Raw genomic sequence first — 13,350 nt, 5'->3', positions numbered from 1 at the left:
TCACTTTCCTCGCGGGATGCGGTGGGTGGGGCCGGTGCGGGGTGTGGTGGGGCCGGGGGTACGGGGTGTGGTGGGGCTCAGGTCCGGGCCGAGGAGCCAGGCGGCGATCTCGCGTACGGCTCCCGCGCCGCCGCGCGTGGTCGTGACGGCGCGGGCGGCGGCCCGTACGGCGGCGTGGGCGTCGGCCACCGCGACGGGCCAGCCGACGAGGGCGAGGCAGGGCAGGTCGTTGACGTCGTTGCCGGCGTAGAGGACCCGCTGCGGGTCGACGCCGTACTCCTCGCACCAGTGCTTGAGGGCGGCGTCCTTGCGGTCGACGCCGTGCAGCACCGGCACGTGGAGCTTGCGGGCGCGTGCGGCGACGACCGGGTTCTTCTCGGTGGAGAGGATCAGCAGGTGCAGCCCGGCGCGGCGCAGCGCGGCCACGCCGAGGCCGTCGCCCCGGTGGACGGCGACCAGTTCGCGGCCGTCGGCGTCGATCAGGACCCGGTCGTCGGTCTGGGTGCCGTCGAAGTCCAGGACCACGGCGTCCACGTCGGCGCGGGTCGGCAGGTCCGGCGGGTCGAGCAGCGGCGCCAGCGCGCGGGCGCGGGCGAGGTCGTGGGGGTCGTCGATCTCCAGGACGCGGGCCGGGTCGGTCGGGACGAGGGCGGTGCGGCCGAAGAACCGGTGCCCGTGGGCGCGGAGGCCGGCGGCGTCCATGGCGTACGCGGCGCCCGTCTCCAGGTACTCGGGCGTCCGCTCCTGGCGGCGGGGGCGGTGGGCCTTGTCGTGGTTGACGCCCTCGGCGTGCGGGGCGGGGGCGGCGTGCGGGGCCTGGAGGGCGGGCGCGGGCCGGGCGGCGTACGACGGCCCGGCGGCGGGCGCGGCCGGGGACGTGTGCGGGGCCGGGAGGGTGTGGCGCCAGAGGAAGCCGTGCGTCGGGGCGGCCGTCAGGGCCGTGTCGGCGCCGCCGTCGAGGACCTCCGCCGCGACGCCGTCCACGTCGCCGGGCGTGAGGAACGGGCTGGTGCACTGGACCAGGAGCACCACGTCGGCGGGGCGGCCGTGCCGGGCCTCGTGGACGTCCAGGGCGTGCAGCAGGGCCGCCTCGCTGGTGGCCGTGTCGTCGGCCAGGGCGGCCGGGCGGTGGACCACCTCGGCCCCGGCGCCCGCGGCGACCGCCGCGATGTCCGGGTCGTCCGTCGACACCGCGACGTGCGTCACGCGGCGCGCGGCCCGGCACGCCCGGACGGCGCGGGCGACCAGGGGGACGCCGCCCACCGGGGCGAGGTTCTTGCCGGGGACGCCCTTGGAGCCGCCCCGGGCCGGGATCACCGCCAGTACGGTGCGCGGGGCGCTCACAGCTCCCCCAGGCGGCGGATGACGGGCGCCACGTGCTGGACGCCGTGCCGGTACGCGCCCCTCGCCGCCCCGCGCGCCGCGTCGCGCAGCACCCGGCGCACCCCGCGCGCCCCGCGCCCGCCGGGCGGCGCCGTCGCGTCGGCCTCGTCCAGGCGGTGGCGGGCCAGGATGCCGGGGAGGTAGCCGGGGGCGGAGGTCCGCGTGTAGTACGGCGCGATGGGCGGCAGGGAGCCGCGCTCCAGCAGCTCGGCCACCCGCCGCCGGGCCTGCGCGAAGGCGGCGTCCCCGCCCGCGTGCGGGGCGCCCGCGGGGTCGACGCCCTGGTCGGCGAGCCACGCCCCGTCCGGTACCGGCTCCTCGCCGGCGTCCAGGCGGTCCCAGGAGGTGAGCAGCCCGGAGCCGATGAAGTGGTGGTTGCCGAGCGCCTCGCGCACGCCCAGGTCGGTGAGCACCGCCGTCGGCACGCCCCGGTGCAGGGCCTCCAGCGCGGCCGTCGACGAGACGGTGACCAGCAGGTCCGTACGGTCCAGGACGGCGCCCATGTGCCCGTACACCAGGCGCAGGTTGGGCGGCAGGGGCAGGGCGCGGGCGAGCTTCTGGTACGGGAGCTCCTCGATGTGCGTGGTGTGCTCGCCCGGCCTGGAGCGCAGCTTCAGCAGCACCTCGCGCTCCGGGTGCAGCCGCGCGTGCCCGGCCAGCCGGCGCAGCAGGTACAGCCGGTCGGCGCGCGCCGCGGGTACGGACGGCTGCGCGGCGAAGACGACGGTGTGCCGCCCCGGCACGGGCCGGTGCGGGGCGCCGCCGAGGAACGGCAGCCGGGCCTCCACCACGGCCGACGGGTCCGCGCCCACGCCCTCGTACACGGCCCGGAACCGGCGCGCGTCGTACGGGGAGTTGGCCAGCACCACGTCGGCGCCGTGCCGCAGCAGCAGCCCGTCGGCGAGCTTCTCGTAGACGACGCCCACATAGCCGGTGACGACGACCGGGCGGCGGGCCCCGGCCCGCGCGGCCAGCCCGTGGAGCAGCGCCTGCACGGTGCCGCCGACGAGGGCGAGGACGACCACGTCGTACGCCTCGTCCCGTACGGCCCGGAGGAACTCGGCGCCCGTCACCTCGCGGGGCGTGCCGAGCCCGGCCTCGGCGAGCTGCCGGGCGGTCGGGGTGGCCCGGCCGCGCAGCGCGTAGCCGGTGATGTCGGGGGCTCCCGGTGCGGGCGGGGCGATCCGGCGCGCGGTGAGCGCGCCCCATTTCCAGCGGGTGTCGGAATCCGCCAGCACGGCGATCCGAGGTGTGGGCGAAGGCACGCCGAGGACGTTAGGAATGCATTTCGGTACGCGGCCCAACTCGACCGCAACAAACGGTGAACAGAGTCCGGCGGACACCGGGTTCAGCGGCGCGCCGCCCAGTGTTCACCGCGCATCCCTTCCCGTGTCGCGGGAAATGCGGGGGCGACGCCCTAACGTCCGGTGCGTGGTCAAGCTCTCCGTCGTCGTGCCGTTCTTCAATGTGCAGCGCTACGCGCCCGACGCCCTCAGAAGCCTGCGCGCCAACGCCCGTGAGGATTTCGAATTCCTGCTGGTGGACGACTGTTCCACGGACGGCACGCCGGAGATCCTGCGGCGGGCCGTGCGGGAGGTGCCGGGCGCGCGGCTGCTGCGGCACGAACGCAACCAGGGGCTGGCGACGGCCCGCAACACGGGGCTGGACGCGGCGCGCGGCGAGTACCTCGCGTTCCTCGACGGCGACGACTGGACGGCACCGGGCCACTACGCCCAAGTCCTGTCGGTGATAGAGCAGTTGGGATGTGACTTCGTCCGTACGGACCATGTCAGGTGCACCGGCCGCGAGCGGTCGCTGCAGCGGGTGCCGGTGGGGCGGCGGGGCGAGGTGCTGCGGCCGCGCGACGCGATCCTGCCGGCCGACCGGTCGACGTCGGTGGACTATCCGTACGCCTGGGCGGGGATGTACCACCGGCGGCTCGCGGAGCGCGGGCTGCTGCGTTTCACGGACGGGCTGCGCACGGCGGAGGACCGGCCGTGGATCTGGCGGCTGCACCGCGAGGCGGATTCCTTCGCGGTCGTCCCGGGGGCGCCGGGAATCTTCTACCGGCGCGGTGTGGCCTCGTCGCTCACACAAATCGGGGACATTCGCCAACTGGATTTCATCCGGGCTTTCGACCAGGTACTCGAAGAAACCGCGAATGATCCGGAGGCGGACCGGCTGATGCCGAAAGCGGTGCGCACGTACTGCGCGATCATCGCCCACCATGTCGGTTCGGCGGAGCGTTTCGAACCGGTCGTCCGGAGGAAACTGCGGGCCTGGAGCGCGGCCGCGCTGCGCCGGATGCCGCAGGACGTGCTCGCGGAGGCGCTGGACGGGATGGACCCCGCCCGGGCGGTGGTGCTGCGCCGGCTGCGGCGGCGGCCCGCCCTGGTGGGCTCGGGGGTGCCGGCATGACGGTCCGGCTGCTGTACGCCTCCAGCCTGTACGGCGCGGCCACGCTCGCCGCCGCGCTGGACGCGGGGCTGCTGCCCGCCGACGGGCGGCGGGTGCTGGTGGTCGCGAACAACGCGGCGGTGCCCGAGGCGACGGCGCCGCTCGACCGGATGCCCGGGTTCGAGCGGCTGCGCGACCGGTTCGACGCGGTGCGGTCGTGGAACGAGGCGGTCGCGCCGCTGCACCCGGCCGGCTGGATGCCCCGCGCCGACGACGTCCCGCTGTGGGAGCGGCATCTGCGGCTGCTGTGGGGGCTCGGCGCGGAGCCGGTGGAGCTGGTGGTGGAGTCGCTGCAGGTGGCGCCCGCGCTGGCGCTGGCGCGGCTGTTCCCGGACGCGCCGCTGGACGTGTACGCGGACGGGCTGATGAGCTACGGCCCGACGCGGGACCGGCTCGACCCGCTGGTCGGGGAGCGGGTGCGCCGCGTGCTGCACCCGGAGCTGGTGCCGGGTCTGCGGCCGCTGCTGCTGGCGGAGTTCGGGGCGGAGCCGGTGGTGGTGCCGGAGGACGCGTTCACGAAAGTGCTGGACGAGCTGGCCGGGCACGAGACGCTGCCGGAGGTCCCCGACGAGGGCGGCGCGCTGCTGCTGGGGCAGTACCTGGCCGCGCTGGACATCCTGACGCCCGCCGAGGAGGAGGCGCTGCACACGCGGCTGGTGCGGGGCGCGGTCGCGCTCGGGCACCGGCGGCTGGTGTTCAAACCGCACCCGGTGGCGCCGCCCTCGTGGGCGCGGACGCTGGAGCGGGAGGCGGAGGCGCTGGGCGCGGAGCTGACGGTGCTGGAACGCCCGGTCCTGGCGGAGGTGGTGTTCCGGCGGATGCGGCCCGACCTGGTGGCGGGCTGCTTCTCGACGGCGCTGTTCACGGCGGCCCGGTTCCACGCCATCCCCGTGGCGCGGACCGGCACCGGGCTGCTGCTGGAGCGGCTGGCCCCGTACGAGAACAGCAACCGGGTGCCGGTGACCCTCGCCGACGTACTCCTGCCGGACCTGGACGGGGGCGCCGCCGGGGCGCCGCGCGCGGTGGACGCGGAGGTGACGGGCCTGGTGGAGGCGGTGGGGTACGCGATGCGCCCCCGGGTGCGCCCCGACCTGCGCCCGTCGGCCGAGCGGTACCTGGCGGCGGCGGACCCGGCGGACGTGGCCCGGTACTTCCGCCGCCGCAGGCTCACCGCCCTGGGCCTGCCGGGCGGCCTGCCGGTCACCGCCGGCCCGGCCGCCCGCCGGCTGGCCCGCCGGGCGCTGCGCCTGCGCGGGCTGCGCCGCCTCCGCCGCCGCCTGGCGTCCTGAGGGCCGGGCCCGGCGCTGAGGGCGGGCCCCACCGCCTGGCGTCCCGGGGGCCGGGCTCCGGCGCCGGTCCCGTGGCGTACCGGGAAGGGGCGGGGGGCCCGGGCCACCGGGCGGGAGGGCCGCGCGGGCTCAGTCGACCAGCGGCTCCTGGAGTTCCGTGACCCACTGGGTGCGGTCCTCCGGACACTCCAGGTACAGCTCGCGGGCGTAGCCCGTGAGGCGGTGGCCGTGGGCGGCGGCCCAGCCGGCGAGGGTCTGGTACGTGGAGACCACCTCGTCGATCAGCCCGTGGTGGATGACGGTCGCGGCGCGCTCGACGGGCGGCAGCTCCACGAAGTCGACGTCCGGGACGGTGGTGCCCGGCGGGACGATCATGCCCGCGTGGGCGAGGATCGCGCCGTCGCCGCCGGGCGCCTCCTCGTAGTACGCGAGGCCCGGACCGAAGCCGGTGACGCCGGCGTCCTCCAGGCGGGCGCACAGCCGCTCGTACAGGGAGCTGACGACGGGGCCGATGTCGGCGGGCTCGTAGCTGGCGGCGACACCGCTCAGCTCGGCCAGCCGCACGGCGGGCAGGCTCTTGACGACGACGTCCTGGTCGGACATGTGTCCCTCGCTCTCGATGGCCCGGAGCCTCGCCGCGACCTGCCCGAGCCGGGCGTTGGCCTCGGCGACCGCCGCCTCCAGCTCGGCCCGCCGCAGCCGCAGCATCCCGCGCAGCTCGTCCGCGCCGACCTCGTCGTCCACGATCGACCGCACCTGGTCGAGCGTGAAGCCGAGGTCCTTCAGCGCGAGGACCCGGTTGAGCCGGGCCAGCTGGCCGGCCTCGTAGAACCGGTAGCCGCTGTGCGGGTCGACGTGGGCGGGCCGCAGCAGTCCGATGGCGTCGTAGTGGCGCAGCATGCGGACGGACACGCGGCCGTGCCGGGCGAAGTCTCCGATGGTGAACATGACGCCTCCTACGACACGGCCTCACACGGTGTCAGGGTCAAGCCGCCCCCGCCGCGCCCCGCCGTCCCGGCTCAGGCGCCGCCGGTCGACAGCTTCGCGGCGAAGCCGAGGAACAGGGCGCCAGCCGCCGACGTCGCCGTCGCCGACAGCCGCCTGCGGCTGCGGAACGCGGCGGCCAGATGCGTACCGGCGAAGATCAGCAGGGACAGGTAGAGGACGCTCGCCACCTGCGCGAGGGTGCCCAGGACGATGAACGACAGCGCCGGGTAGGGGTACGCCGGGTCCACGAACTGCACGAAGAACGCCACGAAGAACAGGATCGCCTTCGGGTTGAGCAGGCTGATCACGAAGGCGCGGCGGAACGGCCGCTCCCCCGCCGGCTCCGGGCCCGCCGCGGCCGGCTCGGCGTCGGCCGGGTCGACGCGGCCGCGCCACATCGCCCACGCCGACCGCAGCATCCCCACGGCCAGCCACGTCAGATAGCCCGCCCCGGCGTACTTCACGATGCCGAACAGCACGGCGTTCGCCTGGAGCAGCGAGGCCACGCCGGCGGCGGACAGGGTCATGAGGACCGTGTCGCCGCACCACACGCCGGACGCGGCGACATAGCCCTTCCGGATGCCGCTGCGGGCGGCGACGGAGAGCACGTACAGCGAGTTCGGGCCCGGCAGGAGGACGATGACGAGGAGGCCGGCCAGATAGGTCGGCAGATCGGTGACACCCAGCATGAGGCGGAGTGTCGCACAGCTGTGCGGCACTCCGCCTCCGGGTTCCGATTCGTGGAACGACGCAGGTCAGCTCGGGTGCGCCGGGATCAGAACGCGTCGGTCGGGACGTAGGTGCCCCACACCTCGCGCAGCGCGTTGCAGACCTCGCCGACGGTGGCGCGGGCCCGGAGCGCGTCCTTCATCGGGTAGAGGACGTTGGCCGTGCCCTCCGCCGCCTTCCGCAGCTCGGCGAGGGCCGCGTCGACGGCCGCCTGGTCCCGCTCGGCGCGCAGCTTGGCGAGGCGCTCGGCCTGCTGCGCCTCGATGGCCGGGTCGACGCGGAGCGGCTCGTACGGCTCCTCCTCGTCGAGCGTGAAGCGGTTGACGCCGACGACGACCCGCTCGCCGCTGTCGGTCTCCTGGGCGATGCGGTACGCGGACCGCTCGATCTCGCTCTTCTGGAAGCCGCGCTCGATGGCGCTGACGGCGCCGCCCAGCTCCTCGACCTTGCCCATCAGCTCCAGGGCGAGGGCCTCCACCTCGTCGGTCATCCTCTCGACGACGTACGAGCCCGCGAACGGGTCGACGGTCGCCGTCACGTCCGTCTCGTACGCGAGGACCTGCTGGGTGCGCAGGGCGAGGCGGGCGCTCTTGTCGGTGGGCAGCGCGATGGCCTCGTCGAAGGAGTTGGTGTGCAGCGACTGGGTGCCGCCGAGCACGGCCGCGAGGCCCTGGACGGCGACGCGGACCAGGTTGACCTCCGGCTGCTGCGCGGTCAGCTGGACGCCGGCGGTCTGCGTGTGGAAGCGCAGCATCCACGACTTGGGGTTCTTCGCGCCGAACTCCTCGCGCATGACCCGCGCCCAGATCCGGCGGGCGGCGCGGAACTTGGCGACCTCCTCCAGGATCGTCGTACGGGCGACGAAGAAGAACGACAGGCGCGGGGCGAAGTCGTCCACGTCCATGCCGGCGGCGACGGCCGTGCGGACGTACTCGATGCCGTCGGCGAGGGTGAACGCGATCTCCTGCGCGGGCGACGCCCCGGCCTCGGCCATGTGGTAGCCGGAGATCGAGATCGTGTTCCACTTCGGGATCTCGGCCTTGCAGTACTTGAAGATGTCCGCGATCAGGCGCAGCGACGGCTTCGGCGGGAAGATGTACGTGCCGCGGGCGATGTACTCCTTCAGCACGTCGTTCTGGATGGTGCCGGTCAGCTTGTCGGCGGGGACGCCCTGCTCCTCGGCGACGAGTTGGTACAGCAGGAGGAGCAGCGCGGCGGGCGCGTTGATCGTCATCGACGTGGAGACCTTGTCGAGCGGGATGCCGTCGAACAGGACGCGCATGTCGTCGATGGAGTCGATGGCCACGCCGACCTTGCCGACCTCGCCGTGCGCGATGGGGGCGTCGGAGTCGTGGCCCATCTGCGTGGGCAGGTCGAAGGCGACCGACAGGCCCATGGTGCCGTTGGCGATGAGCTGCTTGTAGCGGGCGTTGGACTCGACGGCCGTGCCGAAGCCGGCGTACTGGCGCATGGTCCAGGGGCGGCCCGTGTACATCGTCGGGTAGACGCCTCGGGTGAAGGGGTACGAGCCCGGCTCGCCCAGCTTCTCCGCCGGGTCCCAGCCCGACAGGGCGTCCGGCCCGTACACCGGCTCGATGGGCAGTCCCGACTCCGACTCGCGCGCCATGTGCTGTGCCTTCCCGATAGACCTACTCGCAGGTACCGACCCTCGCGACGGACTGTAGCGGCGGGCGTGCGGCCGGTGGAGAGCCGCACGCTGGGACCTTCCTCACAGCCCCCGCCCGGCCGTGTGCCCCGCCCTGGCGTCACAGCATCGTCACACCACCCCGGAGTCGGGCAACCGTGCGCGGCGGGGAAGTATCCCTACCTACACAGGATCGAACCCCGGGGGGCTCACATGAACCGTCGTCTCACCGCCATACGCAGAGGCGCGCTGGCCGCCGCCGCGCTCGCCCTGGCCACCGGCTGCTCGGCCCAGGCCGTGGGGGCGGCCGGGGCGGACGCGTCCCCGGCGGCCGCCGCGTCCTCGGCGCCGTCGCCCGGCGGGGCGTCACCGGCGCAGTCGCCCTCGCCGGCCGCCTCGTCGGCCTCGCCGTCCGCCCCGGCCCCGGACGGCTCCTCGTCGCCGTCGCCGTCCGCGTCGGAGAGCGGCGACGGCAAGCCGTCCGCTCCGGCGGCGCCCGGCGGGAAGGTGCTGATGGCGAAGGGCACCGAGAACGAGCAGGTGCGGGAGCTCCAGGCGCGGCTGCGGCAGATCGGCTACTTCCACCGCAGCCCGACCGCCTTCTACGGCGCCCTGACGGCCGAGGCGGTCGCGGAGTTCCAGACGAAGCGGCAGCTGCCGGCGACGGGCTCGGTGGACGAGACGACGTGGGCGAAGCTCGTCGGGATGACGCGGCAGCCGACGGCGAACGAGCTGCGGCCGCAGACCACCAACGAGCTGGACACCCCGGACCCGCGCTGTATGAAGGGCCGGGTGCTGTGCATCAGCAAGGAGAGCCGGACGCTCGCCTGGATGATCGACGGCAAGGTCGTTACGGCGATGGACGTGCGTTTCGGCTCCGTCAACACGCCGACCCGCGAGGGCACCTTCAAGGTGGACCGCAAGGAGCGGACGTGGACGTCGACGCTGTACCACTCCGAGATGCCGTACTCGATGTTCTTCAGCCGGGGCCAGGCGGTGCACTACTCGGCGGACTTCGCGGCGCGCGGCTACAACGGCGGCTCGCACGGCTGCGTGAACGTCCGGGACAAGGCGCGTCTGGCACAGGTCTTCGAGCAGGTGCGGGTGGGCGACAAGGTGGTCGTCCACTGGTGACGCGGGGGTGACCGGCGGGGCCGGGAGAGAAGGGCGCGGGCGGGACCGGGGGAACGTGTCCCGCCCGCGCCATATGCGCTGAGCCGTAGGTACGGGGGGAACCCCGGCTCTTCGCGCCGCCGATGACCAGTCGGCTCACTCAGTACTGCGTCACGGGCTCGAAAAGTGTCACACCTGCTCGAAAAAACCACGAAACCGCAGGTCAGGGACGTACGGCGACCCACTCAGGCGGGCGCCCGGCCACGCGCGACCGGGGGCCGATTCGTGGCGGGGAAGGCTCGCGGGGCGCGCGGGGGCGGTGGGGCGCGGCGGCAGGGCCTGGCGGGGCGGGTGTACGGGGCCGGGCGGCTGGGTCACGGGGGGGCGGGGCGGCCGTACGGGCGTGGCGCGGCCGGGTGGCTGGGTTTCGCGGGGCGGGGCGGCCGTACGGGCGTGGCGCGGCCGGGCGGCTGGGGCACGCGGGCGCGGCGGATGTACGGGCGTGGCGCGGCCGGGTGGCCAGGTCACCGGGGCAAGGCGGAGCCAGGCCGCCCGCCGAGGGACGCGGTCGTGTGAAGGGGCCGGTCCGGGGCGTGGGGTGCCGCGGCGTCAGGCGGACTTGCCGGAGGACGGCTTGCCCGGGGACTTCTCGTGCGGGGCCTTCTGGGTACCGGACGCGCCCTTGCCGCCCGTGTCGCCCTTGCCGTCGGTGCGGCCCTTGCCGCCCGTGCCGCCGCCCTTGCCGCCGCGGTCGGAGTCGGGGTCGCCGCTGTCGCGGTCGCCGCCCCCGGTGGAGCCGCCGGCGCTCGTACCGCCGCCCGTGCTGCCGCCGCCCGTGCTCGTACCGGTGTCGGGCAGGCCGCCGCCCGTGCCGGTTCCGGTGGAGGTGCCGCCGGGCTGGCGGGCGCCTCCGGAGAGGACCTGGTCGCAGAACCTCTGGACGCCGCTGCCCTTCGCCGCGAGCTCCAGCTGCTGCCGGCGCGCCGCGTCGAGGCGGCCGTCGCGCAGGTCGCGGCACGCCTGGGTGGTGCGGGCCGGCCAGGTGCCGTCGGGCGCCATGGTGACCGTGCGGCCCCAGTCCGGTTCCGTACGGCCCGGGGAGGGGGCGTCGCCGTCCGGGGTGCCGCCCGGGGCGGCGGTGCCGGTGTCGCCCGCGCCCTTGGACGGGCCCGGCGACACGAGCGGCGGCGGGCTCGCCGGATCGGCGGGCGTCCGGTGGCCGTGGGAGCCGCGCGGGGTGACCTCCGGTTCGTGCGGCGCCTCCGGATCGCCGGGGGCGGCGGCCGACACGGCGGGCGCGGGCGCGTCGTGGCCGCCGAACGCGGGGATGACGCCCGTACCGGCGGCGACGGCGACACCGCCCACCGCGAGCCCGGCGACCGACGCGGCCAGGCCCCAGCGGGCGGGGCGCAGCCAGCCGCCCGGGCGGGCCCAGCGCGGGCGCAGCGCGGCGCCGATCCGTACGGACCCGAGGTCGGAACCGGCCGCCACCTGCGGTTTCGCGGCGCGCCGAGTGGGCGGCGCGGAAGGCGGCGAGGGCGGCGGCCTCGCCGGGCAGTTCACCGGAGGGTGCTGCGGGGTGCGGGGCGGCCGCGCCGCGCGCGCTGTCCAGCGCCTTCGCCAGGCGTTCGACCTGCCACCGTGTGTAATCGTCGTCGGCGTCGACCGGCTCACCACGCAGCAGTCGCTCCGCCGCCTCGTGGTCGAGCCACTCATTCCGCTCGTCGGCCATCACATGTCCTTCTGCGTCCGCGAGCGCGATTGCGTCACAGCGCGGCGCGCGGCGGGGGTCTGCGCGCCGGACCCGGCACGGGGGCCCGGCTGCGGGGGTACGGCGCTCAGGGCGGCGCCGTCGGGGTCGCCCGCGCCGAGGAGTTCCGCGAGCCGCTTCAGGCCGCGGTGGGCCGCCGTGCGTACGGCTCCGGGGCGTTTGCCGAGGGCCTCTGCGGCGCTCTTCGCATCGAGGCCGACGACGACCCGGAGGATCACCGCCTCGGCCTGATCCTGCGGGAGCTGCGCGATCAGGTCCATCGTGTGGCCGGTGGCGAGGGCCTCGTATCCGAGCAGCCGCGGGTGCACGGCGCGGTACACAGTCCGGAAGGCGTCTTCGTTCCCGTCCTGTGCCGCGAGCACCGCGGCGGTCAGCTCCGCGTCGTCCCCCAGCACTCCCACAACCCGTTCGTCATCGCGGCAGGCACATCAGGCCGGTCCGCCCAGCGCGCAGCAGCACGCTACGTGCTGCTGCCGTATCTCGTCCATGTTTGTACAACATGCAACGGCCTGGGTCTGCGGGCGGGTGTGACAGAAAACGCACCCCTGGCGCTGTATGGAGTACGGGGCCGTCCTGCGGACCCGCGGACGGCGACCGGGGCCTCTCCTGTGGGGGGTGGCGGCCCCGGTCGTCGCTCCGACCCCGCCGCCCCTGTTTCCCCGTGAGCGCGGCGGCACACCTCTCCCCCGCCGATCCGGGCCCGGAAGCGCGCCCCGAGACCCCTCGGGCCCTTCAGGGAGGCCCGACCGGCCCTTCCAGCCGCCGCGACAGGTTCCTCAGAGCCCTGCACGTCGCCGCGCGTACCGCCCTGCGGGGCCTGCCGAGCACCCGTGCCGCCGCTCCCGCGTCGAGGCCGAGCAGCAGCCGCAGCAGGACCGCCTCCGCCTCGTCACGCGGCAGAGCGGTGATCACGTCGAGGGCCGCGTCCGCCGACGGGACGTCCGGGACGTCCGGTGCGGCAGATGCGGCCGGTGCGGCAGATGCGGCTGGTGCGGTCGGGTCCGGCGCATCCGACGGGCCGGGGCCCTGCGCGGTGCCGGGCTGCGCGGCGCCGGCCTCGTGGGCGCCGCGCCGCGGGGCCGTACGGCGCCCTCGGTCGTGGTCGCGCACACGGGCGAGTGCCCGGCGGCGGGCGACGGCCGCCGCCCAGGCGCGGAAGTCGGCGCCGCCGCCCCGGAACCGGCCCAGGTCCCGCGCGATCTCGCGCCACGCCTCCTCCGCCACGTCCTCGGCGTCGTCGCCGGCGAGGGTGCGCAGATAGGCGAGCAGCCCCGGCTGCACCGCCCGGTAGACCTGCGCGAAGGCCCGCTCGTCGCCGCCCCGCGCCCGCAGGACGGCCTCCCCCAGCTCTCCACCGTCGTCTGCCCCCACACCACAGCCTGCGTGCGGGCGCCCGGAAGTGTCACAGGAAGGGTGACCTACATCACTGCTCGGTTGACGCTAATCAAGTTTGACTACAGCGCTCGGCGGAGATACCTTCCTTCGAGTGGTCAAACTTGACCACCAGACCACGAGGAGACTGTGTGACCTTCCTGCCCGAGACCGGATACGTCCCCACCGCCGAGGACCGCGCCGGCCTGGACGCCTGGTTCGCCGAGTACGACGCCCGCAGCGCGCGGCGCGACGTGGAGGGGATGGCCGACATGGCCGTCTTCCCGCTGAACCTCGTCAGCGACGACGAGGCCGGCGACGGACGGTCCGCGCAGTGGGACCGCGAGCGGTTCACCGCCGTCATGACCGGCGTGATGGGCGACGGCGCCGACGACATCACCTTCGAGTCGACGCGCACGCCCGTCTTCCTGTCGCCCTCCATGGCCGTCGTCTTCACCGACTCGACCATGACCGCAGGCGGCGAGAAGCGGCAGCTGCGGTACGCCGACATCCTCATCAAGCGCGGCGGGAGCTGGGCGTTCCAGACGATGATCCAGGGCGGCTGGGGCGACAACCTCTAATACGCCCCCGGGCGGCGCCGCCCG

General features: G+C 75.2%; 12 protein-coding genes. 4 read left to right on the top strand and 8 right to left on the bottom strand.

What is annotated here, in order from left to right; translation table 11 throughout:
* Both ACSUPT_RS18805 and ACSUPT_RS18800 read right to left on the bottom strand, forming a co-directional pair.
* Positions 1-1,344 carry a cytidylyltransferase domain-containing protein gene (locus ACSUPT_RS18805; RefSeq protein ID WP_436945041.1) on the bottom strand — a complete coding sequence of 448 codons (1,344 nt, stop codon included), beginning with the start codon at positions 1,342-1,344 and terminating at the stop codon, positions 1-3.
* Entirely contained in the window at positions 1,341-2,648 is a 1,308-nt protein-coding gene (locus ACSUPT_RS18800; protein ID WP_361654825.1) for a DUF6716 putative glycosyltransferase, read from the bottom strand. Before ACSUPT_RS18800 ends, ACSUPT_RS18805 begins: the two co-directional genes overlap by 4 nt.
* 166 nt (positions 2,649-2,814) lie before the next feature.
* Between ACSUPT_RS18800 and ACSUPT_RS18795 the strand changes: the two genes are divergently transcribed.
* Both ACSUPT_RS18795 and ACSUPT_RS18790 read left to right on the top strand, forming a co-directional pair.
* Positions 2,815-3,801 carry a glycosyltransferase family 2 protein gene (locus ACSUPT_RS18795; RefSeq protein WP_351963446.1) on the top strand — a complete coding sequence of 329 codons (987 nt, stop codon included), beginning with the start codon at positions 2,815-2,817 and terminating at the stop codon, positions 3,799-3,801.
* Complete coding sequence (locus ACSUPT_RS18790; protein ID WP_436945039.1) at positions 3,798-5,129, top strand: polysialyltransferase family glycosyltransferase; 1,332 nt, start codon at positions 3,798-3,800, stop codon at positions 5,127-5,129. Before ACSUPT_RS18795 ends, ACSUPT_RS18790 begins: the two co-directional genes overlap by 4 nt.
* A 129-nt stretch (positions 5,130-5,258) precedes the next feature.
* Here the strand turns inward: ACSUPT_RS18790 and ACSUPT_RS18785 are convergent, their stop codons facing one another.
* The 3 genes from ACSUPT_RS18785 to ACSUPT_RS18775 all read right to left on the bottom strand — a co-directional run bounded on the left by ACSUPT_RS18785 (position 5,259) and on the right by ACSUPT_RS18775 (position 8,472).
* Positions 5,259-6,077 (bottom strand): MerR family transcriptional regulator, encoded by an 819-nt coding sequence (locus ACSUPT_RS18785; protein ID WP_436945038.1) that lies wholly within the window; start codon positions 6,075-6,077, stop codon positions 5,259-5,261.
* Between the two features lie 71 nt (positions 6,078-6,148).
* Positions 6,149-6,805: a leucine efflux protein LeuE gene (leuE, locus tag ACSUPT_RS18780; protein WP_351963443.1), complete on the bottom strand. Its 657-nt coding sequence runs from the start codon at positions 6,803-6,805 to the stop codon at positions 6,149-6,151.
* Between the two features lie 86 nt (positions 6,806-6,891).
* Complete coding sequence (locus ACSUPT_RS18775; RefSeq protein ID WP_351963442.1) at positions 6,892-8,472, bottom strand: acyl-CoA mutase large subunit family protein; 1,581 nt, start codon at positions 8,470-8,472, stop codon at positions 6,892-6,894.
* A 231-nt stretch (positions 8,473-8,703) separates the two neighbouring features.
* Between ACSUPT_RS18775 and ACSUPT_RS18770 the strand changes: the two genes are divergently transcribed.
* Positions 8,704-9,624 (top strand): L,D-transpeptidase family protein, encoded by a 921-nt coding sequence (locus ACSUPT_RS18770; protein WP_399216964.1) that lies wholly within the window; start codon positions 8,704-8,706, stop codon positions 9,622-9,624.
* 588 nt (positions 9,625-10,212) lie between these two features.
* On the opposite strand, the gene ACSUPT_RS18765 is transcribed toward ACSUPT_RS18770, so the two are convergent.
* The 3 genes from ACSUPT_RS18765 to ACSUPT_RS18755 form a co-directional block, all read right to left on the bottom strand.
* Positions 10,213-11,094, bottom strand: a complete 882-nt coding sequence (locus ACSUPT_RS18765) for a hypothetical protein (RefSeq protein ID WP_436945037.1) — start codon at positions 11,092-11,094, stop codon at positions 10,213-10,215.
* A gap of 240 nt (positions 11,095-11,334) precedes the next feature.
* Positions 11,335-11,769 carry a sigma factor-like helix-turn-helix DNA-binding protein gene (locus tag ACSUPT_RS18760; protein WP_436946236.1) on the bottom strand — a complete coding sequence of 145 codons (435 nt, stop codon included), beginning with the start codon at positions 11,767-11,769 and terminating at the stop codon, positions 11,335-11,337.
* 337 nt (positions 11,770-12,106) lie between these two features.
* Positions 12,107-12,745, bottom strand: a complete 639-nt coding sequence (locus ACSUPT_RS18755) for an RNA polymerase sigma factor (protein WP_436945035.1) — start codon at positions 12,743-12,745, stop codon at positions 12,107-12,109.
* Between the two features lie 152 nt (positions 12,746-12,897).
* Between ACSUPT_RS18755 and ACSUPT_RS18750 the strand changes: the two genes are divergently transcribed.
* Positions 12,898-13,326, top strand: a complete 429-nt coding sequence (locus tag ACSUPT_RS18750) for a nuclear transport factor 2 family protein (RefSeq protein WP_351963438.1) — start codon at positions 12,898-12,900, stop codon at positions 13,324-13,326.
* Positions 13,327-13,350: the final 24 nt, after the last annotated feature.

This window comes from Streptomyces sp. SudanB25_2051 (assembly GCF_964272635.1).
Classification (GTDB): domain Bacteria; phylum Actinomycetota; class Actinomycetes; order Streptomycetales; family Streptomycetaceae; genus Streptomyces.
This window is presented reverse-complemented; position numbering and strand designations above follow the sequence as displayed.

Coding starts and splice junctions, on each gene's coding strand:
- ACSUPT_RS18790 (WP_436945039.1), top strand. CDS start 3,798: ATGACGGTCCGGCTGCTGTACGCCTCCAGCCTGTACGGCGCGGCCACG.
- ACSUPT_RS18785 (WP_436945038.1), bottom strand. CDS start 6,077: ATGTTCACCATCGGAGACTTCGCCCGGCACGGCCGCGTGTCCGTCCGC.
- leuE (WP_351963443.1), bottom strand. CDS start 6,805: ATGCTGGGTGTCACCGATCTGCCGACCTATCTGGCCGGCCTCCTCGTC.
- ACSUPT_RS18775 (WP_351963442.1), bottom strand. CDS start 8,472: ATGGCGCGCGAGTCGGAGTCGGGACTGCCCATCGAGCCGGTGTACGGG.
- ACSUPT_RS18770 (WP_399216964.1), top strand. CDS start 8,704: ATGAACCGTCGTCTCACCGCCATACGCAGAGGCGCGCTGGCCGCCGCC.